General features: G+C 74.8%; 21 protein-coding genes. 12 read left to right on the top strand and 9 right to left on the bottom strand.

What is annotated here, in order from left to right; translation table 11 throughout:
• Positions 1-13: 13 nt before the first annotated feature.
• Both AB0L74_RS18900 and AB0L74_RS18895 read right to left on the bottom strand, forming a co-directional pair.
• Positions 14-1,237 carry a serine hydrolase domain-containing protein gene (locus AB0L74_RS18900; RefSeq protein ID WP_365653004.1) on the bottom strand — a complete coding sequence of 408 codons (1,224 nt, stop codon included), beginning with the start codon at positions 1,235-1,237 and terminating at the stop codon, positions 14-16.
• Positions 1,234-3,573 carry a glycoside hydrolase family 3 C-terminal domain-containing protein gene (locus tag AB0L74_RS18895; protein WP_365653001.1) on the bottom strand — a complete coding sequence of 780 codons (2,340 nt, stop codon included), beginning with the start codon at positions 3,571-3,573 and terminating at the stop codon, positions 1,234-1,236. The genes AB0L74_RS18900 and AB0L74_RS18895 overlap by 4 nt, the downstream gene beginning before the upstream one ends.
• 345 nt (positions 3,574-3,918) lie before the next feature.
• On the opposite strand from AB0L74_RS18895, the gene AB0L74_RS18890 reads away from it, so the two are divergent.
• Positions 3,919-4,881, top strand: coding sequence for an SGNH/GDSL hydrolase family protein (locus tag AB0L74_RS18890; RefSeq protein ID WP_365652998.1), 963 nt, complete (start codon positions 3,919-3,921; stop codon positions 4,879-4,881).
• Here AB0L74_RS18890 and AB0L74_RS18885 read toward each other — a convergent pair.
• Positions 4,871-5,530: a TetR/AcrR family transcriptional regulator gene (locus AB0L74_RS18885; RefSeq protein ID WP_365652995.1), complete on the bottom strand. Its 660-nt coding sequence runs from the start codon at positions 5,528-5,530 to the stop codon at positions 4,871-4,873. The genes AB0L74_RS18890 and AB0L74_RS18885 overlap by 11 nt on opposite strands.
• A gap of 192 nt (positions 5,531-5,722) precedes the next feature.
• On the opposite strand from AB0L74_RS18885, the gene AB0L74_RS18880 reads away from it, so the two are divergent.
• From AB0L74_RS18880 to AB0L74_RS18865, 4 genes are all read left to right on the top strand, one after another.
• On the top strand, positions 5,723-7,252 hold the full coding sequence (locus AB0L74_RS18880; RefSeq protein WP_365652992.1) for an ABC transporter substrate-binding protein: 1,530 nt from the start codon (positions 5,723-5,725) through the stop codon (positions 7,250-7,252).
• A 69-nt stretch (positions 7,253-7,321) separates the two neighbouring features.
• Positions 7,322-8,263 carry an ABC transporter permease gene (locus AB0L74_RS18875; RefSeq protein WP_365652989.1) on the top strand — a complete coding sequence of 314 codons (942 nt, stop codon included), beginning with the start codon at positions 7,322-7,324 and terminating at the stop codon, positions 8,261-8,263.
• Positions 8,260-10,104 (top strand): dipeptide/oligopeptide/nickel ABC transporter permease/ATP-binding protein, encoded by a 1,845-nt coding sequence (locus tag AB0L74_RS18870; RefSeq protein WP_365652986.1) that lies wholly within the window; start codon positions 8,260-8,262, stop codon positions 10,102-10,104. Before AB0L74_RS18875 ends, AB0L74_RS18870 begins: the two co-directional genes overlap by 4 nt.
• Positions 10,101-10,952 carry an ATP-binding cassette domain-containing protein gene (locus tag AB0L74_RS18865; protein WP_365652983.1) on the top strand — a complete coding sequence of 284 codons (852 nt, stop codon included), beginning with the start codon at positions 10,101-10,103 and terminating at the stop codon, positions 10,950-10,952. Before AB0L74_RS18870 ends, AB0L74_RS18865 begins: the two co-directional genes overlap by 4 nt.
• Before the next feature lie 90 nt (positions 10,953-11,042).
• Here AB0L74_RS18865 and pgm read toward each other — a convergent pair whose 3' ends face one another.
• Positions 11,043-12,683, bottom strand: coding sequence for a phosphoglucomutase (alpha-D-glucose-1,6-bisphosphate-dependent) (gene pgm, locus AB0L74_RS18860; protein WP_365652979.1), 1,641 nt, complete (start codon positions 12,681-12,683; stop codon positions 11,043-11,045).
• A 554-nt stretch (positions 12,684-13,237) separates the two neighbouring features.
• On the opposite strand from pgm, the gene AB0L74_RS18855 reads away from it, so the two are divergent.
• The gene (locus AB0L74_RS18855; RefSeq protein ID WP_365652976.1) at positions 13,238-13,378 is read left to right on the top strand and encodes a hypothetical protein; all 141 of its coding nucleotides are present in this window, start codon (positions 13,238-13,240) and stop codon (positions 13,376-13,378) included.
• A 320-nt stretch (positions 13,379-13,698) separates the two neighbouring features.
• On the opposite strand, the gene AB0L74_RS18850 is transcribed toward AB0L74_RS18855, so the two are convergent.
• A complete protein-coding gene (locus AB0L74_RS18850) occupies positions 13,699-14,052 on the bottom strand; it encodes a hypothetical protein (RefSeq protein ID WP_365653181.1) in 354 nt (117 codons plus the stop codon).
• Positions 14,053-14,212: 160 nt separating this feature from the next.
• Between AB0L74_RS18850 and AB0L74_RS18845 the strand changes: the two genes are divergently transcribed.
• A complete protein-coding gene (locus AB0L74_RS18845; protein WP_365652973.1) occupies positions 14,213-14,962 on the top strand; it encodes an SOS response-associated peptidase in 750 nt (249 codons plus the stop codon).
• A gap of 128 nt (positions 14,963-15,090) precedes the next feature.
• Positions 15,091-16,248 (top strand): Ku protein, encoded by a 1,158-nt coding sequence (locus tag AB0L74_RS18840; RefSeq protein WP_365652968.1) that lies wholly within the window; start codon positions 15,091-15,093, stop codon positions 16,246-16,248.
• Between the two features lie 283 nt (positions 16,249-16,531).
• Here the strand turns inward: AB0L74_RS18840 and AB0L74_RS18835 are convergent, their stop codons facing one another.
• Entirely contained in the window at positions 16,532-17,422 is an 891-nt protein-coding gene (locus AB0L74_RS18835; RefSeq protein WP_365652965.1) for a hypothetical protein, read from the bottom strand.
• 218 nt (positions 17,423-17,640) lie between these two features.
• Here AB0L74_RS18835 and AB0L74_RS18830 point away from each other — a divergent pair, with 218 nt between their 5' ends.
• Positions 17,641-17,853 (top strand): hypothetical protein, encoded by a 213-nt coding sequence (locus AB0L74_RS18830; RefSeq protein ID WP_365652962.1) that lies wholly within the window; start codon positions 17,641-17,643, stop codon positions 17,851-17,853.
• 135 nt (positions 17,854-17,988) lie between these two features.
• Positions 17,989-18,672: a PepSY domain-containing protein gene (locus AB0L74_RS18825; RefSeq protein ID WP_365653180.1), complete on the top strand. Its 684-nt coding sequence runs from the start codon at positions 17,989-17,991 to the stop codon at positions 18,670-18,672.
• A gap of 178 nt (positions 18,673-18,850) precedes the next feature.
• Here AB0L74_RS18825 and AB0L74_RS18820 read toward each other — a convergent pair whose 3' ends face one another.
• From AB0L74_RS18820 to AB0L74_RS18810, 3 genes are all read right to left on the bottom strand, one after another.
• The gene (locus AB0L74_RS18820) at positions 18,851-19,276 is read right to left on the bottom strand and encodes a GAF domain-containing protein (RefSeq protein ID WP_365652959.1); all 426 of its coding nucleotides are present in this window, start codon (positions 19,274-19,276) and stop codon (positions 18,851-18,853) included.
• Complete coding sequence (locus AB0L74_RS18815; RefSeq protein WP_365652956.1) at positions 19,206-19,829, bottom strand: ANTAR domain-containing protein; 624 nt, start codon at positions 19,827-19,829, stop codon at positions 19,206-19,208. Before AB0L74_RS18815 ends, AB0L74_RS18820 begins: the two co-directional genes overlap by 71 nt.
• A 166-nt stretch (positions 19,830-19,995) precedes the next feature.
• Complete coding sequence (locus AB0L74_RS18810) at positions 19,996-21,369, bottom strand: APC family permease (RefSeq protein ID WP_365652953.1); 1,374 nt, start codon at positions 21,367-21,369, stop codon at positions 19,996-19,998.
• Positions 21,370-21,859: 490 nt separating this feature from the next.
• Here AB0L74_RS18810 and AB0L74_RS18805 point away from each other — a divergent pair, with 490 nt between their 5' ends.
• A complete protein-coding gene (locus AB0L74_RS18805; RefSeq protein ID WP_365653178.1) occupies positions 21,860-22,300 on the top strand; it encodes an amidohydrolase family protein in 441 nt (146 codons plus the stop codon).
• Positions 22,301-22,332: 32 nt separating this feature from the next.
• A complete protein-coding gene (locus AB0L74_RS18800) occupies positions 22,333-23,319 on the top strand; it encodes a LuxR C-terminal-related transcriptional regulator (RefSeq protein WP_365652950.1) in 987 nt (328 codons plus the stop codon).
• Positions 23,320-23,616 lie beyond the last annotated feature (297 nt).

Genomic DNA, 23,616 nt, shown 5'->3' with positions numbered 1-23,616 from the left:
TCCGCACGCGGCGTCAGGCCGCCGCGGGGATGCCCGCCGCCTGCTGGACGGCCGCCGTCCAGGCCGTCCAGCGCGGGTCGGGTCCCGCCGAGGGCTCCCAGGACATCGCCGTGCAGACATAGCCGACCGCGAGGCCGCTGTCCGGATGGGCCATGCCGAGTTGTCCGCCCGCTCCGGCGTGGCCGAAGGAGCCCTCGCCGAGCAGGGGTTCACCCGGGCGGGGCAGCTCGAAGCCGAGCCCGAAGCGCGACCGGCCGGGCCCGTCGAGCCGGTCCAGGGGCGCGGGCGGGGGCAGGTGATCGGTGTGCGGGGCGCGGGCCCGGTCGACGGTGGCCGCGGACAGCAGCCGTGTGCCGTCCACCGGTCCGATGAGTGCCGCGTAGAGGCGGGACAGGGAGCGTGCGTTGCCGATGCCGCCCGCGGCGGGAAACTCGGCGGCCCTGCCCGCGCGGGTGCCGAACGCCTCGGTGGCGACGGCCAGTTCGGCCGCCGATGCGCGCAGCGCGGTGGCCAGGCGGTCGCCGGGGGCGAGGCCGAGGCCGCCGACCGCCGCCGCGACCTGCCCGGCCGTGGGCGCGGGCCGGACGGCGAACTGCGGGACGAAGCGGTGTTCCTCCCGCCGCGGAAGCCCGATCCACAGGTCCAGCCCCAGCGGACCGGCCACCTCCCGGGCGAGGAACGCGCCGACGCTCACGCCCGACACCCGGCGCACGACCTCGCCGACGAGGTGGCCGTAGGTGAGGGCGTGGTAAAGGAAGGCCGTTCCCGGTTCCCACACCGGCCGCATCGCCGCGAGGGCGGTGACGCGGGCGTCCCAGTCGAGAAGGCCGGGCCCGGTGACGCCCGCGGCCTCGTCGCCGAAGGCCGGCAGCCCCGCCCGGTGGGCGAGCAGGTCGGCCACGGTCGTGCCCTGCTTGCCCGCCGCCGCGAACTGCGGCCAGTACCGCGCGACGGGCGCGTCCAGCTCCCATTGGCCGCGCTCGGCCAGGAGATGGGCGCAGACGGCCACGGCGCCCTTCGAGACGGACATCAGCACGCCGACCGAATCCGGCCCGAACGCCGGTCCGCCCGCCGTGGCCGTGCCCGGGGACCACAGGTCCACGACCAGCCGGCCGTGCTGGTGGACGGCCAGCTGGGCGGCGCCGGGGTCGCCCGCCTGCCCCCGTGCGAAGGCTTCCCGGACCCCTTCCCAGCCGGGCCGCACCCTCCCGGCCACCGTCGCGACCGCGGCCGTCACGCGTCTGTCCCCCGCTCCTCGCCCGCGGCCTCGACGAGCGCGGTCAGTTCGGCCACCCCCTCGGGCGGTACGGGGCTCTGCGGGAACTCGGAGATCACGTCGAGCGGTATCCCCGCGAGGAACTTGCGCATCACCGGATCGTCCATGGCACCCGGCCCCGCGCCCTCGGGCCTGGCGCGGGCGAACCTCTCCGTGAGCAGCGGCCCGCCCACGGGGTGCCGCATCCATTCCGCGAGCGTGTTGCGTCCGCTCAGGCGCAGCCGCGAGGGGTCACCGGCGACGGTCACCTCCGCCGACAGCCGGATGTCCCGTGAGGAGGAGCCCGCCTCGATGCGGTAGACACCGCCCTCGATCCGCCAGCCGGCCTCGCGCGGGCTGTAGTACGCGAGGGCGTCCCGCGCCAGGTCCACCACCACCTCGCGGCTCTCGCCGGGGGCGAGGGTCACGGAGGCGAAGCCGCGCAGCTCCCTCGGCGGCCGGGCGACCGCGGAACCGGCCGGGCCGCCGCTGTAGATCTGGACGATCTCGCGTCCCTCGCGGTCCCCGGTGTTGGTGACGGTCAGCGCCACGGTGAGCGCCGCGCCGCCCTCGCCCCGGGCGGCCACGCGCAGGCCGGAGTAGTCGAACGTGGTGTACGACAGCCCGTGGCCGAAGGGGAAGGCGACCCGCGAGCGGCGGGCGTCGTAGCCGCGGTATCCGACGAAGACGCCTTCGCCGTACCGGACCCGGCCCTCCTCTCCGGGGAAGGAGAGGAAGCTGGGCGTGTCCTCCAGGCGCAGGGGGATGGTCTCGGCCAGCTTGCCGGACGGATTGACCGCTCCGAACAGCACCCGGGCGAGCGCGCCGCCGCCGGCCTGGCCGAGCAGCCAGCCCTCGACCAGGGCGGGCACCGTCTCGTGCCAGGGGGCGGTCCGCACCACGCCGCCGTTGGAGAGCACCACGCAGACGCGGGGGTTGGCGGACCGGACGCGTTCCAGCAGGCGGAGCTGGACGGCCGGCAGGTCGATGTGGTCGCGGTCGAACCCCTCGGACTCGTCCTGGGCGGGGAGCCCGAGGAACAGCACCACGGTGTCGCTCGCGGCGGCGAGCCGGACGGCCTCGTCGGCCAGCGCGTCCTCCGGGGAAGACGCCGCCTCCGCGTCCCGCGGTGTGCCGCCCGGGAGCGGGTAGCCGGGGGCGAAGTCCACCCGGGCGCCGGTGGACAGCTCGCGCAGGAGGTCCAGCGGTGTGTCGAGGCGGGTCGGTGTCACCTGGGAACTGCCGGCGCCCTGGTAGCGCGGGGTGCGGGCCAGTTCGCCGATGACCGCCACGGTGCCGTGGTCGGGGTCGAGGGGCAGCAGCCCGGCGTCGTTCTTGAGGAGTACGACGCACCGGTCCGCGGCCTGCCCGGCGAGACGGTGGTGCTCCTCGGTGCGGACCGGCCGTTCGGCGGGCGTGCCGCTCGCCGCCCGCCGGGCGAAGCGGACGAGCCGGTCCACGGCGGTGTCGAGCACCGACTCGTCGAGGACGCCGGCGGTCACCGCGGCCACGACCTCCCGGTCGGTGCGCCCTCCCGTGCCCGGCATTTGCAGGTCCAGTCCGGCGCGCAGCGCGGCGACCCGGTCGCGCACGGCGCCCCAGTCGGACATGACGAGGCCGTCGAAGCCCCACTCGGTGCGCAGGATGTCGGTGAGCAGGCGGGTGTTCTCCGAGACGGGGACGCCGTTGACGGCGTTGTAGGAGGACATGACGGACCAGGGGCGGTCCCGGCGCACGATGCGTTCGAAGGCCCGCAGGTAGATCTCGCGCAGCGGACGCTCGTCGACGTCGGCGCTGACGCGCATGCGGTCGGTCTCCTGGTTGTTGGCCGCGTAGTGCTTGAGCGCCGCTCCGACGCCCGCCTCTTGCAGGCCGCGGACCATGGCCCCGCCGAGTTCGGCCGTCAGGAGCGGGTCTTCGGAGAAGTACTCGAAGTTGCGCCCGCACAGCGGCGACCGCTTGATGTTGATGCCGGGTCCGAGCACGACGCGTACGCCGTGGGCGCCGGCCTCCGCGGCGATGGCGCCGGCGACCCGGCGGGCGAGCTCCGGGTCCCAGCTGCTGCCGAGCGCCACGGCGGGCGGGAAACAGGTGGCGGGCGCGGCGCTGTGCAGGTCGACCTGGCCGCCGTCCCCGGTCTCCTTCGGCAGCCGCAGTCCGTGCGGCCCGTCCGACAGGGTGACCGCGGGGACGCCGGCGGAGGGAACGGCCGTGGTGACGAAGTCGCCGGCCCCGCTGGTCAGTGACGCCTTGTCGGCGAGGGAGAGCCGGGCCGGCGCCGGGTCACCGGCCGGGGCGGGCGGGGGCTGCTGGGTCATGCGGCGCACCTATCGGGTCTCGGGGGCGGAGGGGTCCGGCCCGACGCCGCGCACCAGGGACGCGGGCCAACGGCTGACAGCCTGTCAGCGGCGGTCGGGCGGGTGCGGGCGTATCGCGTCGGCGGCCGGGTGATCCAAAAACCATACGTTGATCGGTTTTCACTGTCAAGAGTTATTACCTTTCGGTAACCACCCCGGAACACCGGGCGATTCGCCTCCGCGCGACCTATTGACGACCAGAAACCGATCAACTTACGGTTTTCGCGCTCGAGCCGCGCCGCTCCGGGACGGCTCCTGTCCCGCCGCCAGATCTCCTTCCGCCCGCCGACGAAACGAGGAACCGTCATGGTCCCAGCCGGTCGATCCCCCGCCCCGCCACCGGGAAGAGGCGCGCTCGGCACCACCGTCGCGGCCGGGTCCCGTCCCCGCCGCCTGACGGCGCGTACGGGTGTCGCGACCGCGGCGGCCGTCGCCGTCCTGGCCGGGACCGCCGCGACCGCGGCCGCGGACCCCGCGCCACGGCGGTCCGCCGCGCACACCGCCGAGGACGTGCGCTACGTCGCGCTCGGCGACTCCTTCAGCTCCGGCCCCGGCATCCCCGAGCAGACCGACTCCGTCTGCGGGCGCTCGTCGAGCAACTATCCGTCCCTGGTGGCCCGCGCGGTCGGCGCGACGACGTTCACCGATGTGACCTGCGCGGGGGCCGATACCACCCACATGACGAGCGGGCAGGACGCGGCCCCGCCCCAGCTCGACGCGCTGCGCCCCGACACCACCCTGGTCACCCTGGGCGTCGGCGGCAACGACCTCGATCTGGTCGGTGTCATCACCCGCTGTGTGCTCCTGGGGTACCTGGCGCCGCAGGGCTCGCCCTGCAAGCAGAGCTACACCCTCTTCGGCACCGACGAGATCGGCTCGCGCATCAACGCCACGGCGCCGCGGATCGAGGCGGTCCTGAAGGAGATCCACGCGCGGTCCCCGCAGGCGACCGTGCTCCTGGTGGGGTACCCGGCGCTCTTCCCCGACGACGGCACCGCGTGCCGGGAGACGGTCGCGCTCGCGACGGGCGACTTCCCCTGGATCCGGGACAAGGAGAAACAGCTCAACTCGATGCTCGCGCAGCAGGCCGGCGCGCACGGCGCCACCTACGTCGACGCCTACACGCCGTCGGTCGGGCACGACGTGTGCAAGCCCGCGGGCGTGCGCTGGATCGAGCCCGAGGACACCGCGGAGGCCGCCGGGTTCCACCCCAACGCGGCCGGGCACCGGAGTACCGCCGATGCAGTGCTCGCCTCCCTCAGCCGCTGACGCCGGGCTTCCCCGCGCCGCCGTCGGGGTCGAGTCCGAGGCGGCGCAGGAAGTCGCGCACCAGCTCCTCCATCGCCACCGCCTCCGGCTCCAGCAGCCACTGCGTCTGAAGGCCGTCCATCAGCGCCAGCACCTGTGCGGCCATGACCGCCGGATCGCCCCCGGCCGCCGGGCCGCCCTCGGCTTGCAGAGCGGCGACGAGCACCGTCACCTCCTCCCGCAGGATGCGGTAGCGCTCCTTGAAGTAGCGGTGCGCGGGATGCCCGGGGTCGGTGGCCTCGGCGGACAACTTCGTGTACAAAGCGACGAGTCCGGGAGTGGCGCTGTTGCGCGCGACCAGACCGACCAGCCGGCGCAGCCGTTCGCGCGGACCGGGCTCCGGCGTGCCGGGGTGGGCGATGCCGGGGAAGACGGACTGCGCGTCGATCCTGTCGCGGCGCTCCAGCACCTCGATGAGCAGGGACTCCTTGCCCGAAAAGTGGTGCAGCAGCCCGGGGTGGGTCAGCCCCGCGTGTGCGGCGATGTCGCGCAGTGACACCGCGTTGAAGCCGCAGCGGGAGAACAGTTCGGCCGCGGAGTCGAGGATGCGGGCCCGTGTGCGCTCGCCCTTCGACGGGCGGCGCGGGCCGCTCGCGGATCGTTGGCTCACTGCGGCGGCCCCCTCGTTCCCCTCGCGCCGGCTCTTCCGGCGGGCCCGCGCTCCCGGGCGGCGCCCGCCAGAACCTACCAGCCGGCCGATTCAGCCAGCGGAAAACCTACCAAGTGGTTGATTCCGCGGGTAAGCTCACCGCCCATCTCGCCCGGGACGCCCCTCCCCGGCTCTCCAGACGGAGTGAACCTCATGAGCACAAAAGCCCGAAACGGGGCCGTCGCCGCGTGCGTGGCGGCATCCCTCGCCCTCGCGGGATGCACCGGCTCCGGCGCCGAGAGCACCGGTTCGTCGACCCTGAACATCGCGACGCTGACCTTCCCCCAGAGCCTGGATCCCGCCCAGGCGGTCGGCAGCGCCCTGCCCTTCTTCCAGGCCACGTACGACACGCTCGTCAAGCGGGAACCGGACGGCCGCTTCAGTCCGATGCTCGCCACCGAGTGGTCGTACAACGACGACCGCACCGAACTCGGCCTCACCCTGCGCAAGGACGTCAAGTTCGCGGACGGCACCGCTTTCGACGCGGCGGCCGTCAAGGCGAACATGGAGCGCTTCCGGAAGGGCGGCGGCGCCGCCGCGAAGTGGCTGGGCGACCTGGAGTCGGTGCGGGTCGTCGACCCCGCCCATGTGACGCTGAAGCTCAAGCAGGCCAACCCGGCCATGTTGTTCTACCTGAGCGACGCCGCCGGCCTCATGGCGAACCCCGCCAAGTTCAAGGAGGCCGACAGCCTCAAGACGAACCCCGACGGCACCGGCCCCTACCGCCTCGCCAAGTCCAGGACGACGATCGGCACCAAGTGGGTCTACGAGCGCAACCCCGACTACTGGGGCGCACGGCTCCCCTACGACACCCTCACGATCAGCTTCTTCGACAACGAGACGGCGATCGTCAACGGCCTGCGGACCGGGCAGGTGAACGCGGCCCTGCTGCAGAGCGCCGATCAGCAGGTCGGCATCGAGTCCGACACCCGGATGAAGACGGTGAAGCAGGAGTTCGACTTCCAGGGGCTGCTGCTCTTCGACCGTGACGGGAAGCTGACGCCCGCGCTCAAGGACGCCCGCGTCCGCCAGGCGCTGAATCACGCCATCGACCGCAAGACGATGCTCGGCACCATCCGCCAGAACCGCGGTGAGATCACCGGCCAGGTCTTCGGCCCGGACACCCAGGGGTACGACGAGAAGCTGGACACGTACTACTCCCACGACCCGGCCAGAGCCAAGGCGCTGCTGAGGGAGGCGGGATACGCCGGGGGCTTCACGCTGAAGCTGCCCCGCATCGCGGCGATCGTCAACGACGCCCTCGCCTCGTCCCTCGCCACCGACCTGAAGGCCGTCGGCGTGAAGTTGGTCTGGGAGGACCTCGACGGCGCCTCGGCGGTCCAGAAGGTGTTCACCGACCGCGCGTACTCCGGCATGGTCATGAACATCGGACAGTCCGCGTCCGACTGGGTCGTCGTCAACGAGCTGGTCACCCCCGGTGCGTTCAACATGTTCGGCACCACCGACGCCACCGTGCGCGAGCTGATCCCCCGGGTGCAGACCGGCACCGGCGAGGAGGCGAAGCGGGCCGCGCGGGCGCTGAACGAGCACCTCGTGAAGGAGGGCTGGTTCGTGCCCTTCTACCGGATGACCTACCTGCACGTCTCCGACGGCACGGTCGAGATCACTCCGCAGTCGGGGATGGCCGTCCCCTCCCTCTACAACTACGCCCCCGTCAAGTGAGCCCGCGCCGGGGGCCGTCGCGGTGACCTCGCGGCAGCCCCCGGCGGACGGTCACGGATACCGAGTGCCATGCTGAACTTCATCGCCCGCAGGATCGCGGCGGGGGCCCTGCTCCTGGTCGTCATATCGTTCCTCTCCTACCTGCTGCTGTCGGTCCCCGGCACCGACGTCGGGCGGCAGCTCCTCGGCCAGGGCGCCGACCAGGCGGCCGTCGACGCCAAGAACGCCTCCCTGGGCCTGGACCGGCCGGTCCTCACGCAGTACGCCGACTGGCTGGCCCACGCCGTGCGCGGCGACCTGGGCACTTCCTGGTTCACCAGTGAGGACGTCGGTGCCGCCGTCGCGGGCCGGCTGCCGGTCACCGCGAGCCTGATGCTGGGCGTCACCCTCGTCACCACCGTGGTGTCGTTCCTCCTCGGGGTCTGGGCGGGCGTCCGCCGCGGCGCCGTCGACCGCTTCGTGCAGGTGCTGGGCGTCGTGGGCTACGCGCTGCCCGGCTTCCTCGTGACCCTGGTCCTGGTGCTGGTCTTCGCGGTCCGGCTGAACTGGTTCCCGGCCATCGGGTACACCCCGTTCACCGAGTCGCCCGGCGGCTGGCTGTCCACCATCACGCTGCCGGTGCTGTCCCTGTCGGTGGCCTCCGTCGCCGGGGTCTCCCAGCAGGTCCGCGGCGCGGTGATCGACGTCCTGCGCCAGGACTACGTCCGCACCCTGCGCGCCCGGGGCCTGCCCGCCTCCCGGATCGTGTTCCGGCACGTCCTGCGCAACGCCTCGGCGCCCGCGCTGTCGGTCCTCGGCATGCAGTTCGTGGGCCTGCTCGGCGGTGCCGTGATCGTGGAGCAGATCTTCGGCCTGCCCGGCATCGGCAGCATGACCGTCACCTACACCGCCCGCGGCGACATCCCCGTGATCATGGCGCTCGTCATGCTCACCGTGGTCGGTGTCGTCCTGATCAACCTCCTGGTCGACATCGTGATCGGCTGGCTCAACCCGAAGGCGAGGGCCGCATGAGCGAGAACCTCCCGGCCGGAGCCCCCGCCGCGGGGCTCTCCGGCGTTCCGCCCCGCGACGCCGGGGGCGCTGGCACCCCGCCCGTCCGCCGCGGCGGCGCCGTACGGCGCCTGCTGCGCAACCCCCTGGGCGCGTTCTCCGCCGCCGTGCTGCTCCTCCTCGTCGCCGCCGTCGCCCTGGCGCCGCTGCTCGCGCCGCAGGACCCCTCGGCCTCCTCACTCGGCGACGCCTTCACCGGACCTGGCGGCGGGCACCCGCTGGGGACGGACTCCGCGGGCCGCGACATCCTCTCCCGCCTTCTCCACGGCGGCCGCAACACCCTCGGCGGCGCGCTGATCGCCCTGGGGATCGCCCTCGCCCTCGGGGTGCCCTCCGGGCTGTACGCCGGTTACCGCGGCGGCCGGTTCGACTCCGCCGCCAACTGGGTCGTCAACCTCGTCATGGCGCTGCCCGCCATGGTGGTGCTGCTCGCCTCCCGCGCCATCCTCGGCCCCAACGTCTGGGCCCTGATGACGGTGCTCGGCGTGCTCGCGGCACCGAGCTTCTTCCGCCTCGTGCGCGGCATCGTCGCCGGTGTCCGCAAGGAGCTCTACGTCGACGCCGCGAAGGTGTCCGGCCTGTCCGACGCCCGCATCGTCGCCCGGCACATCCTGACCGTGGTGCGGGGCCCGGTCATCATCCAGGTGGCGCTCGTCGCCGGCATCGCCATCGGGCTCCAGGCCGGCCTGGAGTTCCTCGGCATCGGCAGCGGATCCGCCCCCACCTGGGGAGCGATGCTGAACGAGGCGTTCCAGAACATCCAGCGGGAGCCGCTGCTGATGCTCTGGCCGGGCCTCGCCCTCGGGCTGACCAACGCGGCCCTCGTCCTGCTCGCCGGGGCCCTGCGCGACGGTCTGGAGGACCGCGCCGGGCGGCCCGCCGCACCCCGCCGGGCGGCCCGCCGCCACGGCGGCGGCACCGTGCCCGCCGTCACCGCCGCGCACTGCCCCGGCCGGGCGGAGCGCTCCGGGCTGCTCTCGGTGCGCGGCCTCACCGTCGCCTACGCCCGGCCGGACGGCGGCGACAAGGAGGTGGTCCACGGCGTCGACCTCGACGTACGGGCGGGCGAGATCGTGGGCCTGGTCGGCGAGTCCGGGTCCGGCAAGACGCAGACCGCCTTCGCCGTGCTGGGCATCCTGCCCGAGGGCGGACGGATCGCCGGCGGCAGCATCACCGTCAAGGGTCAGGAGGTCGTCGGCCTGCCCGAACGCGCCCGCCGCGGCCTGCGCGGCGGCACCGTGGCCTACGTCCCGCAGGAACCCATGAGCAACCTCGACCCCGCCTTCACCATCGGCAGCCAGCTCACCGAGCCCATGCGCCACGTCCTCGGCCTGTCCCGCCGGGAGGCGGCCCGCCGCGCGGTGGACCTGCTGCGCCTGGTGGAGATCCCCCGTCCCGAGCATGTGCTGCGCCTGTACCCCCACGAGATCTCGGGCGGCATGGCCCAGCGGGTCCTCATCGCGGGGGCCATGTCCTGCGACCCGGAGCTCCTCATCGCCGACGAGCCCACCACCGCGCTCGACGTCCGCGTCCAGGCGGAGATCCTCGATCTGCTGCGCCGGCTGCAGAAGGACCGCGGCCTGGGCGTGCTCCTGGTCACCCACGACCTCGGCGTCGTCGCCGACCTCTGCGACCGCGTCGCCGTGATGAGCGCCGGCCGGATCGTGGAGACCGGCACCACCGAACGGGTCCTGCGCGCCCCCGAGGACCCCTACACCCGGACCCTGCTCGGCGCCGTCCTCGACCAGGCCCCGGCCCGTTCCCCCTGGCAGCCCCGAGAGGCGAGGAGTGCCACCGCATGACCGTCACCGAAGCCGAGGTGCCCGACGACGCCCTGCTGCGGGTGCGGGACCTGCGGGTCTCCTTCCCCGGGAAGGGCTGGCGCGCCCCGCGTACCGAGGTGCTCAAGGGCGTCTGCCTCGACATCCGACCGGGTGAGACCCTCGGGCTGGTCGGCGAGTCCGGGTCGGGCAAGACGACCCTCGGCCGCGCGGTCCTCGGTCTCGCCCCCGTCGCCTCGGGCACCATCACCTTCGCCGGGGAACGCATCGACCAGGCCGGCCGGGCCCGCCGCCGGGAGCTGAGCCGCGACCTCCAGGTCGTCTTCCAGGATCCCTACACGTCCCTGAACCCCTCCCTCACCATCGGGGACACCCTCGCCGAGCCCTTGCTCGGCCACGGGGTGGGCGCCCGTCAGGCCCGTGCCCGGGTCGGCGACCTGCTGGACCGCGTCCATCTGCCGGCCGACGCCGCGGCCCGCCTGCCCCGCGAGTTCTCCGGCGGTCAGCGCCAGCGCGTCGCCATCGCCCGGGCGCTGGCGCTGCGCCCCCGGCTCGTCATCTGCGACGAACCGGTGTCCGCGCTCGACCTCACCACCCGGCGGACCGTCCTCGACCTCCTTTTGGAGATCCAGGAGGAGACGGGGGTCGCCTACCTCTTCGTCACACACGATCTGTCGGTGGTGCGCTTCATGAGCCACCGGGTGGCGGTGATCCACCACGGGGACATCGTCGAGACGGGCGACGCCCGTACGGTCACCACCGAGCCGCGCCACGACTACACCCGGGCACTGATGCTCGCCGCTCCCGTGGCGGACGTGGCGGAGCAGCGCCGCCGCAGGCAGGCCGCGCGCGCGTCGGCCGGCCGCTGACGGCGCGGCCCGGCGCGCGGGCCGGGGCGTATGCGGGAGGTCGGGCTCCGCCGGCCGCGCGAGGGCCGGCGGAGCGATCGGCGGGGCCGGTCAGCCGCCCAGCGCGGCCAGGACCACCTGTTGGGCCTCGTCCTGCACCTGCCGCAGATGGGCGGGGCCGCGGAAGGACTCCGCGTAGACCTTGTAGACGTCCTCGGTGCCGGACGGGCGGGCCGCGAACCAGGCGTTCTCGGTGGTCACCTTGATGCCGCCGATGGGTGCGCCGTTGCCGGGCGCCTCGCTGAGCACAGCGGTGACCGGCTCCCCGGCGAGGGTGTCGGCGGTGACCTGGGCCGGGGACAGCTTGGCCAGGCGTGCCTTCTCCTCGCGGGAGGCCGGCGCGTCGGTGCGGGCGTACGCCGGTTCGCCGAAGCGCGCGGTGAGCGCGGCGTAGTGCTCGGACGGCGTCTTCCCGGTGACGGCGGTGATCTCGGAGGCGAGCAGGGCGAGGATGATGCCGTCCTTGTCGGTGGTCCACACCGAACCGTCCCGGCGCAGGAAGGACGCCCCGGCGGACTCCTCGCCGCCGAAGCCGATCGACCCGCCGATCAGCCCGTCCACGAACCACTTGAACCCGACGGGCACCTCGGCCAGCGGGCGGCCCAGGTCGGCGGCGACGCGGTCGATCATCCCGGACGACACCAGCGTCTTGCCGACGCCCGCGCCGGCGGGCCACTCGGTGCGGTGGGCGTAGAGGTAGGAGATCGCCGCGGCGAGATAATGGTTGGGGTTCATCAGACCGGCGTCGGGGGTGACGATGCCGTGCCGGTCGGCGTCGGCGTCGTTGCCCGTCGCGATCCGGAAGCGGTCCCGCTGTCCGATCAGCGAGGCCATGGCGTGCGGCGACGAGCAGTCCATACGGATCTTCCCGTCCCAGTCCAGCGTCATGAACCGCCAGGTGGGGTCGGTGAGCGGGTTGACCACGGTGAGGTCGAGGCGGTGCTGTTCGGCGATCCGGCCCCAGTACGCGACGGAGGCGCCGCCCAGCGGATCGGCGCCGATGCGCAGGCCCGCCGCCCGGATCGCGTCGAGGTCCAGCACGCTGGGCAGGTCGGAGACGTAGGTGCCGAGGAAGTCGTAGCGGCCGGTGCCGGGCGCGGCGAGCGCCTGGGCGTAGGGCACGCGCCGTACGTCCTTCAGGCCGCCCGCGATGATCTCGTTGGCCCGGTCCTGGATCCAGGAGGTCGCCTCGCCGCCCGCCGGGCCGCCGCTGGGCGGGTTGTACTTGAAACCGCCGTCGGCGGGCGGGTTGTGCGAGGGGGTGACGACCACACCGTCGGCGAGGCCGGAGGTGCGGCCCCGGTTGTGGGTGAGGATGGCGTGCGAGACGGCGGGGGTGGGGGTGTAGCCGTCCGCCGAGTCGATCAGGACGGTCACGTCGTTGGCGGCGAACACCTCGAGCGCGGTGGTCTTCGCCGGCTCGGACAGGGCGTGCGTGTCGGCGCCGAGGAACAGCGGGCCGTCCGTGCCCTGTGCGGCGCGGTACTCGCAGATGGCCTGGCTGGTGGCGGCGATGTGGTCCTCGTTGAACGCCGCCGCGAGCGACGATCCGCGGTGCCCTGATGTGCCGAACGTCACCCGCTGCCCCGGGTCGGCCGGGTCGGGGTGCAGCGTGTAGTACGCCGTCACCAGCCGGGCGACGTCCACCAGGTCCTCGGGCCCGGCCGGCTTGCCCGCTCGCTCGTGCTGCATGAGCTCACTCCTCCACATCGATCGTGCGTGCGCTCGCGATCTCATCTTCCCCCGGGAGCCGGGACAAGCCGCACCGCGGCCGGCCGGGTTCCGCCACACCCACTCGACCCACTCACCTGCCTTCCGGGCGGATTTCGTCCTTTTGCTCCGGCCCTGTCCCTCGGTGGGTGCCCGCATAGGGTGGGGACATGGCCGACGCGGAGGCGCTGCGCCTGCTGGTGTCGCCGTCGCACCGGCTGGCCGGGCGGCCCGGCGACCTCTCGCCTCCGCTCCGCCCGACGAGCGCGTGCCGCGGGTGGAGGTACGCCGCCATCCGGGGCTGGTCGGCGACCGCCACTGCGCCAGGCCCGCGCACCGGAACGCGGCGGTGACCCTCATGGCCGAGGAGAAGCCGCCCCTGGGCATCGACCCGTCGGCCGATCTGCGGCACACGCGGTGGAACATCCTCCTGCGGGGCGTCGGCATCGACACCTACCTCGGAGCGACGATCGCCCTCGACAGCGGCGGCGGGCCGGTGTGTTCGCCGTCAACCGGCCGCCCGGCCCTGTGCCTGGATGGACGTCACCATCGGCCCGGGCGCCCAGCGCGCGCTGCGCGGCGGGGGCCGTGTGCGCTGCACACCGCTGAGTGACGGCGTGATCCGGCTCGGCCCGGCGGCGTTCCGCGTCCCGCGGGGACCGGACGGCGCCGCCTGATCCGGGGTCGCGGACCGCGGCTCGCGCACCGGCGTGACGGTGCCGGCGCGGCGTCGTCGCCCCGCCCCGGCCCCGGTTGCGCACGGCCATGACCGGCGTGTCCGATCGGCTGCTCCGGTCCGGCCCCGCTCCCCCTCGATTCCCGGTCTCCGAGGGACCGGACCCGGTGGTGGTTTTCCCCGGCCCGGCCGTGGCGGAGCGGCGGACGCCCCTGCCCGCCGCCGAGCGGACGGCCCGCCCGCTGGGCGGGGACGGCCGCGCGCGGACGGTCGGCGGAGGCTCCCGAAGGGACCGGCAGGGGGCGGTGGACGGCCCGGACGTCAGGCGGCCGCCGTGAACGCGGCGGCGGTGACGGCGGCGTCGGCGCGCGCGTGGACGACGAGCCGGGGGCCGCTGGTGTCGGCGCCCGCCTCCAGCAACCGCCGGGCGGGGGCGCTGCGGGTGGCCACGGACAGCGGGACGCCCAGGCGGCCGCACAGCCGGTGAGCGCGCAGGACCACGCTGACGGCCGCGCCCTGGGCCGCCGGCTCGTCCAGGACGATGACCACGGGGGCCGGCCGGTGGGCCCGGACCAGGTCGTCGATCTTCTCGAGCAGCGGCGCCCGCCCGTCGATGCCCGGGTCGCTGGGCACCGTGATGACGAGCACGCCGCGCTCGAGCGCATGAGACAGCATCACGCCCCGGTCCTTCCTGCCGTCTTTCGTCCATAGCGGAACTACCCCGGCCGTAACGCGCCATACACCCCCAGGAGATACCGTCTCGGTCACGACCGCGGACCCCCGCGGCCCGGCGGACGCGTCCGCGCGCCGGGCCGCACCGTGGCACAGTGGCCGTATGTGCGGCCGCTACGTCTCCACCCGCGGCCCGGAGGACCTGGCCGGGCTCTTCCATGTCACCGACTGGCGCCCCGAGGAGGCGCTGGCGCCGAGCTGGAACGTGGCCCCGACCGACGACGTGTACGCGGTCCTCGACCGCGCCCCGCGCGAGGACGACGCGACCGCCCCGCGGCGCAGGCGGCTGCGGCCGGTGCGCTGGGGTCTGGTGCCGAGCTGGGCGAAGGACCCGCGGACGGGTTCGCGGCTGATCAACGCGCGCGTGGAGACGGTGCACTCCAAGCCCTCCTTCCGCCGTGCCTTCGCCAAGCGCCGCTGCCTGCTGCCGGCCGACGGCTTCTACGAGTGGCAGGAGCGTGCGGACCGGTCCACCGGCAAGGCCCGCAAACAGCCGTACTTCATCCATCCGGCCGACGGCGGGGTGATGGCCCTCGCCGGCCTGTACGAGTTCTGGCGCGATCCCGGGGTGGAGCAGGACGACGATCCGGCCGCCTGGCTGATGACCTGCGCCCTCATCACCACGGAGGCCACCGACGCGGCCGGGCGCGTCCACCCCCGTATGCCGCTGGCGCTCCCCCCGCACCACTACGACGCCTGGCTCGACCCCCGTCACGGGGACCCGGGGGAACTGCGGGCCCTGCTCACCCAGCCCGCCGGCGGGCATCTGGACGCCCGCCCCGTCTCCACGGCCGTCAACGACGTCCGCGCCGACGGCCCCCACCTCCTGGCGGAGATCGGTCCCGAAACCTGAGGGCGCCCACCGGGGTGCGGACCGCCCGGCCGGGCTGTCTCATGAAGGGGACGGGGGCGGGGCGCCGGCCCGGACACGGCGGCCGCGGCCCCGCCCCACCGGTCGAGGCGGAACGGAGTGCGACGGCCATGGCTCGGGCGATCTGGACCGGAGTGATCACGTTCGGGCTGGTCACCGTGCCGGTCGGCCTGTTCAGCGCGACGGAGGACCATACGGTCCACTTCCATCAGCTCCAGCGCGGCACCTCCGACCGGATCCGCAACCGGCGGGTCAACGAGCGCACCGGCGAGGAAGTCGCCACGGCGGACATCGTCAAGGGGTTCGAGGTGGCCGAGGGCGAGTACGTCGTCGTGGAGCCCGAGGAACTGGACGGGATCGCTCCGGGCCGCTCCCAGACGATCGAGATCTCCGACTTCGTCGATCTGGCGGCGATCGAGCCGGTGTACTTCGCCCGCACCTACTACCTCGCCCCGCGCGGCAAGGAGTACCTGAAGGTCTACGAGCTGCTCCGTTCGGCGCTGGCGGAGACGAACCGGGTGGGCCTGGCCACGTTCGTCATGCGCGGCAGGCAGCATCTGACCGCGCTGCGGGCGGAGGACAGGCTCCTGGTGCTGCAAACGCTGCACTGGGCGGACGAGGTCCGCGACCCGGCCGGCGAGCTGCCCGAGCTTCCCTCGGACCGCGCCGAGCGGGGCAAGGAGCTGGAGATGGCGGTCCGGCTGGTGGATGCCCTGAGCGGCCCGTGGGACCCCGCCCGGTATCACGACACCTACCAGGAGAAGGTACGGGAACTGGTGCGGGCCAAGGCGGAGGGGCGCGAGATCGCCGCGGCGGAGGAGCCGCCGCCGGCGACCAACGTCATCGACCTGATGGAGGTGCTTCAGGGCAGCCTCGACCGGGCACGGTCCCCGGCCCGCCCCTCCCGCCCGGAACGGGGGGCGAAGACGTCCCCGGGCCGGGAGGCCGCGCGCGGGCCCGCGCGGCGGACGACGGAAGCGAAGACGGCGGAGAAGGAGACCGCCGGGAAGAAGACCGCGGGGAAGAAGACCGCCGGGAAGCGGCCGGCGGCGCGGGAGACCGCCGCCGGCAAGGCTCAGGGGAAGGGGCGCGGCGGTCCGGGCGGGGCGGCCCGGAGCGAGCTGCGGCGGCTGAGCAAGGCCGAGTTGTACCAGCGTGCCACCGACCAGGATGTCTCCGGCCGGTCCCGGATGAGCCGCGAGGAGCTGATCGAGGCCCTCGCCGGCAGCGGACGCCGGGGGAAGAGCCGGAGGAAGACGGCCGCCTGACCGCTCCGGCCGGACGGGACCGCGGGACACGGGGCGACGGGACGGCCGCGCCGCAGGGAGCCGGGCACCGGCCGTCGGTGGCCGGCGCCCGGGCGGTGGCCCCGGCACCCGTCTCACGCCGGTCACCGGTCACCGGTCACCGGCCACCGGCCACCGGCCACCCATCGTCAGGGTCGGCCACCGCCCCTCGGCCGGCGTGCCACGGCCCCGGTCACCGCCCCGCTCCGTCGGGCGGCCCCGGTCAGGCGGCTCCGATCAGGCGGCTCCGATCAGGGGGTCCCTGTCAGGCGGTCCACCCGCGCGGCGGCCGTTTCGGCTCGGCGTGCGGCCTCCCGTGCGCGGCGGCCGGCGGTCCGCGCCCGGGTGCGCGCCGCGCGGGCGGCGGCTCGGGCCCGTTCGTGCTCGTCCTCCAGCCGGCGCAGTTCCCCGGCCAGCTCGCTGACGCGGCGCCCGAGCCGCTCCGCCCGTTCCTCCGCCGTGTCCTCGTCGCGCCGGGCGTCCGCCGCCTCACGCTCGCGGGCTCGCAGCTCGCGGTCGGCTGCGTCGGCGTCCCGCCGCGCCCGGGCCAGCCGGCGCAGCCGCTCCGCTCGCCCTCGGTCTCCTCGCGGGCCGGGGACGGGCGCGCCGGTCCCGCGTCCGGTGCGGCGGGTGCGGGACGGGGAGGGGCGGGCTCGCGGCGGGGTGCGGCGCCTTCCGCCACGGCGGGAAAGCCGCTGGCGGCGCCGAGCGGCCTGTCCAGCCGGCCGCTCGCCCACTCCCCGGCGGCTCCGGGGTCGGCCAGCACGGCGTGCAGGGTGTTCTCGACCTCGCGCTGCGCGCCCGCGCCGAGGGGGTGTCCGGCCTGAGCCGCGAGGTGCCGCGCCTGCCGGGACAGGGCGCCGATCACGTCCCGCTGCCGGCGGCTGAGTTCGCGCAGTCGCGCGCCGTCCAGTTCACGGTGTGCCTGCCGCAGCCCCTCCCCCAGGCGCAGCAGCCGTCGCACCTCCTCGGGCCGCTCCCGGACCAGCAGATTGCCGGCCCAGGCCGACAGACTCGGGCGGCGCATCCGGCCGATCGCCTCCGCTAGGGCCCGGTCCCCGGCCTTGCGGGCCTGGGCCGCGCGCGCGTTGCGGGCGGCCGTGAAGTCCTCCGGCCGCAACGCGTACAGCTCGTCGGCGACGGCCTCGGCGTCCATCGGCGTTCCTCCCGGCGTGGCGGGCCCCGCGTCGATCGTCTCAGACCGCGTCGCCGCGGGCGCGGGATCGCGGCTCGAGGACGACCGTTCCGCCCCGCCGGGCCGCGGCGAGCGCCGCCCGTACGGCCACGCCGCGACCGCGGTGCGGCCCGCGGTTCACCGGTCGGCTCCCGGCTTCTCGACGTGCGGGTACGGCCGTATCCCGGGAGGCTGGTGGCATGTCTGAGCCCCCGGTGATCGTGTATCCGCCCGACGAGGACGGTGGCCGCAGGGTGCGGGCCGACGGGAGGATCCTGGGCCGCGCCTACAGTCTGCGCGATGTCACGGCCTTCCTCCAGGAAGCCGGATTGCAGGGCTGGGACGAGCTCGATGTCGCGGGCTCCTCCCTGATCGAGTGGCGGGGCGGCGGCCCGGACGCGTGGGGGCCCTGACCGGAGGGGCCCAGCGCTTCGTTGACCTGTTGCGGTGATCCCCGGCCTGTCCCGGTGTGTCGGCGCGGGGTTGCGGATAGTGACACGTACATGAGCGCTATGTCACGTTTTGCGAGTATGCGCGGGCGGCGGCCGATGCGGTCGGTGGCCGTTCTCTGCGCCCTCGGCGGCTCCACCCTGCTGCTGGCCGCCTGCGGAAACGCGGAGACCACCGAGGCCAGCGCCGCCGCGCCGGCCCAGACCACCCCCGCCGCCACCTCTCCCTCGCTCAGCGAGGACCAGGCCGAACGCAGGGATCTGGTCCCGAAGGCGAAGGTGAGCTGGGACAAGGCCGCGGCCACCGCCGTCAAGGAAGTCCCCCGCGGCAAGCTCACCCACCTCGAACTGAAGCACACGCCCCGCGACGCCACCTCGTCACCGGGCAGCCCCAGCCCCAGTACCCCGAACCCGGCCCCCTCCCCGGGCGCGCCGGAGTGGGCCGCCGAGGTCGCCGCCGAGGACGGCACCGTCCACCGTGTCGACATCGACGCCGTCAACGGCAAGGTGTTCCGTACGCAGGCCGACCCCGACCAGGACGCGGACGACAAGCGTAAGATCACCGACCGGCTGGGCAACGCCCGCCAGTCTCCGGAGCAGGCCGTGCGGGCGGCCACCGGCAGGACGAAGGGGACCGTCACCGGCGTCGAACTCGACGAGAACGACGACCGGCGTCTGATCTGGTCCGTCGACGTCGTCTCCACCGACAACTGGAACAAGACCACGTACGACGTCGACGCTTCGAACGGCAAGATCCTGCGCGAGCACGTCGACCGCGACTGAGTCGCCACGCCGCCGCCCGTCGGCGGGCGGCGGCCTCCGGCCGGTCCGGGCGGCGCCCCGGTGCGCCTGCCGGATGCCGGTGGCCGCGCCCGCCGAGGCGGCGGCTCGGTGCGCGGCGCACGCCCGCGCCGACTGTCCGGCTCCGGCGGACGCCTCCCCCGGCGCCGCCGCGGGCCGCTCAGCCGCAGCCCCGCCGCACGGGACCGCCCTCCGGTGCCACGCACCGCCCCCGCGCCGTGACGCGCAGGTACTCGAGAGCGTCCAGGACGACGGTGCGGCGGTGCCACGCCAGCCAGTGACCGGCCGTGCTGCCGATGTCCCGCAGCGCGCGCGGCTGGGCCTGGGTGAAACCCGTCAGGGGCCGTTCGTGGTGCGAGGAGACCATGCCCAGGACCGATCCGGACCGGTCGACCAGCGGAACGCTGTGGACGGCGCGGCTGCCGGCGCGCAGGATGGTCCGCCGGGACGCCTCGTCGAAGAGCGCCGCGGTGGCGATGTCGCGCACGGTGACCTGCCGTCCGCTCTCGGCGGCCTTACCGCACGCCGTGGTGGAGTCGTCGACGAACGCGAAGAAGTCGGTGAACTCCCCGTCCCAGCCCGACATGCTTGACCAGCCTGAGCCGACCGTGCTCCGCCAGTTGCACGTTACCCATGCCGGCCCCTGTCACGGTGAGCACCCGGCGCAGCACCGCGTTCAGCACGGCGCCCTGGTTGTCGCGGCCGGCGGGGTCCACCGCCAGTTCGCGCAGCGCGGGCGGGCCGCCGCGGGCCCGGCCCCGGAACCACACGTCGGTGTCCGGGGCCGGGCCGGGCGTACGGACGACCGCGTCGGCCAGCGTGTGCAGCTTGATGTGGAACCGCTGAGAGGCGTCCCGCAGCAGGGCGAACGCCTCCTGTCGTCCCGGCAGCGCGTACCGCTCCATGAGGATGCCCTGGGCCAGTGAGATGCCCGGGTGGGCGAGCAGCCGTCCGCGCAGGTCGGCGATCTCCCCGCGCAGCCGGGCCAGCTCCGCTTCCCCGCCCCTCCCGTCCGGGCCGCCGTGGGCGGTCTCCCCGCCCGGCGACGGGGGCGGCGTCTCGGCCTGGTAGTCCATCAACGGGTCCTCACTGACCACGATCACCGGGCGGCGGCCCGCGTCGAGGCGTGACGGTGCCACCGCCCTCAGCGGCCCTGGCCGTACGCCCACGGGTGTCCGCTGTTCACGGGCCTGCCCGCGTCCCGAGCACTGCCCTGAGCCTAACCACGAGGGGTACGCCGACGACAACCCCGCCCCGGGCCGGGTGCGGGCCCCCCGCGCCCCCCGCCCCGCCGGCGGCCCGCCCTCAGCGCGGCATGCCGGCGTCCTGCCGGGCCGCTCGGTTCCGTCCCCGGGCACCGCGCCCGCGGCGGCGGGCGGTGGCCGCCCCGGCGAGCACGACGCCGACCGCGAGCACCACCAGGCCGCGCAGCCACACCTCTGCCTCGATCTGCGTGGCGAGCAGCACACAGGAGGCGGCGCCGAGGACCGGTATGGCGGTGGGCGCCCGGAAGTGACCGTCCTCGCCGGGCTCCCGCCGCAGGACCAGGACGGCGACGTTGACGATGAGGAACACCACCAGGAGCAGCAGGACGAGGGTGGAGGCCAGCGTGGCGACGCTGCCGGTGAGCGCCAGCAGGACGGCGGGCACCGTGGTCGCCGCGATGGCGGCCCACGGGGTACGGCGGCCGGGCAGCACCCGGGTGAGCCCGGAGGGCAGCAGTCCGTCCCTGGCCATGCCGTAGGCGAGGCGGGAGGACATGATGCCGGTGAGCAGCGCCCCGTTGGCGACGGCGACCAGGGCGATGGCGCTGAACAGCCGCGTCGGCACGCCGCCCGCCTCCTTGACGACCTCCAGCAGCGGTCCGCTCGACTCGACGAGCCGCGCGGTCGGTACGGCGGCGGAGGCCGCGACGCCCACGAGGACGTACACGGCGCCCGCGGTGACGAGCGCGCCGAAGAGGGCGCGCGGGTAGGAGCGCCGCGGGTCGCGGGTCTCCTCGGCGACGTTCACGGACGTCTCGAAGCCGACGAAGGAGTAGTACGCCAGGACGGAGCCGCTCAGGACGGCGGCCGCCGCGCCCTTCTCGGGCGTGCCGAGCTGGGTGAGGCGTCCCGCGTCGCCGTCGCCGCGCAGCAGCAGCCAGGCACCGAGGACGACGATGACCGCGAGGCCGCCCACCTCGACGATCGTGGCGGCGACGTTGGCACGCGTCGACTCCTTGATCCCCCTGGCGTTGACCAGCGCCAGCCCGATGAGGAAGACGACGGCGACGAGCCCGACGGGCAGGGTGACGAACTCCGACAGATAGTCGCCGCCGAAGCCCCGGGCCAGCGCCGCGACCGAGACGATGCCCGCCGCGAGCATGCAGAAGCCGGCGACGAAGCCGGCGAACGGCCCGAAGGCCCGGGTGGCGTAGTGGGAGGCCCCGCCGGCTCTCGGGTACTTGGTGGCGAGCTCGGCGTACGAGGCCGCGGTGAGCAGCGCCAGGAGGAGCGCCACGAGGAGGGGGAGCCAGACCGCGCCGCCCGAGTCGGCGGCGACCTGGCCGACGAGGACGTACACCCCGGCGCCGAGTACGTCCCCGAGGATGAAGAAGTAGAGCAGGGGGGTGGTCAGGGCACGCTTGAGCACCGGGCCGGAGGTGCCGGCCGGCGGCTGGTCCGTGGTTGTCGACATATGGCTCCGTGTCCCCTGCACCACGCGACTCACGCGCCACTGTGACGCGTTTTCGCAGCCCGGCGGGGGCGCTCGGGGCGGCGTGTCCCGCCCGCGTACCCCGCGCCCGGCACCGGTCGGCGGCGTCCGCCCCTTCCTGCCGCGCCGGAGCCGTCCGGCCTCGTCCCGTTCATCCGGCGGTCGCCCCCCTTCCACCGCCGCCCCGCCGGACGCCCCCTTCCGCGGCCGCCCGCTGCGGGCGGCCGCCGCACGCGTACGTCCCGTCCGCTGGACCGGTCCGCGGCCGGAACCGCGGAATCCCTCCCCGGCGACCGGCTCCCGCCGGAAAGCGAGCGTCCCTCGGTCGGATGACCGATGCGGGGCCCGCCCGGCCCGGGGGACAGTGCGTGCCGCCCCCCGGCACGTCCCCACGGCTCCCGCGCACGCGCGGCCGTGGGGGGCTGTCGCGGGTGCCGATCCCGCTCGTTCCGACGGAAGGACATCACCTTGACTGCCGCGCACCCGGCGGTGGGCCGTCGCGGACATCGAGGAGCAGTACGTCGGCCCCGAACGGGCGGCGTACGAGTGGCCCTACCGGGACGCCCTCGACGCGGGCGTGCGGGTGACCAGCGGATCGGACGCGCCGGTCACCTTCCCCGACTGGCGGCAGGGCATCGCGACGATGATGCTGCGCGAGGCCAAGGGGAGCGGCCGGGTCAGCGGCGCGGACCAGCGCATCCGGCTCGCCGAGGCGGTGCGGACCTATACCGCCGACGCGGCCTGGCAGGACTTCGCGGAGAGCTGGAAGGGCTCGCTGGAGGTGGGCAAGGCCGCCGACCTGTGCGTCCTCGCCGGAGACCTGCGGGCGGCCGACCCGCACGACATCCCCCACCTGCCGGTGGTGCTCACCGCCGTCGGCGGGGAGGTCGTACACGACGAACTCGCCGGTTGACCGCCACCGCATCCGGTGATCATCCTGGGCGGATGGCAGCGACACGCAGGACGGCGGACGTGCTGAGCGCGGCGCTGGGCCTGCGCCGGGCCGCGCGGCACGCCGCCCGCGGCACCACCGGCACCGACGCCGTTCTCGCGGCGCTGTCCGGGGTGATCGACCACGACTTCGCCTCCCTGGCCCGGTGGGACCCGCTGCGCCGCCGGCACGTCACGCTGGCCGGCACCTACCCGGACGCCGCGACCGCGTACATCGAGCACCGGCTCCACGACGACCCGGCCTTCGCCGCCATCCGCCGCTCGCCGGACGGCGTGCGCTGGTGGCGGGAGGTGCCGGAACCCGAGCGGCGGGTCTCCCCCGGCATCCGGGAGGCCCTCGGTCCCCTGGGTGTGCGCGGCGGCCTCGCCCAGTGCCTGTTCGCCGCGGACGGCAGGTATGTCGGCGTCCTCAACGTGAGCACCACGCGGGCGCGCCGCGAACCGGACGCGCTGCGCGCCGTGATGGCTCTGCTGGGCGAGTCCCTCGGTGCCCTGGCCGACCCGCTGACGGCGGCCCGGCCGCCCGGCGCGCCGGACGGCGGGGCCTGTGCCGTGGTGCTGCCGCCGGAGCGGGACGCGGACCCCGTCCCGGTGAGCGGGCCGCCCCTGCCCGGGCTGGCCTCGGCGGACGCCCCGCTGACCCGGCTCGTACGGCAGGTCGCCGCCGGGCGGCCCCTGCCCGCCGCCGTCCTGGTGCCCTACCAGCGGCGTCTGCTCGAACTCCGGGTGGCCCGTCAGGGCTCGGCGCTGCACGCGGTCTGCCGTCCGGTCGCCCGGCCCGCGGCGCTGTCCGCCCGTGAGACGGAGGTCCTCGCGGAGCTCACCCGGGGCCGGACGAACCGGGAGATCGCGGACCGTCTCAGCGTCGGGGTCCGCACCGTCGCCACGCACATCGAGCACATCCTCGCCAAGCTGGGCGTCCCCAACCGGGCCGCCGCCGCGGCACGCGCCGCCGCCTGGGGCCTCGAACCGGCTCCGTGAGCGCCGCCGGTGGCGGGGGGCGGCCGACCCGCGCGGGCCACTCGGCCGGGGCACCGGATCGGCTCGATAACCGTCGGAGTCGTACGGAACCGTTCGCTTCCGGACAGAGGTGGTCAATGGCTTTGCCAGGGCTTGACGGACCGGGACGCGCTCGGCCTACTTGAAGGGGCGGCCGGGCGTACGGGGGACTCGGCCGGTGCCGACCCCGTCCGCCGGCCCGTGCCACCCCCGCCGAGACGCATGCCGGGGGTTGGATGGTGCGGCGTGGATGGGCAGCGGCAGGGGTTCTGCCGGCTT

The organism is Streptomyces sp. NPDC052020 (assembly GCF_040680575.1).
In the GTDB taxonomy this organism is placed as follows: Bacteria; Actinomycetota; Actinomycetes; order Streptomycetales; family Streptomycetaceae; genus Streptomyces.
This window is presented reverse-complemented; position numbering and strand designations above follow the sequence as displayed.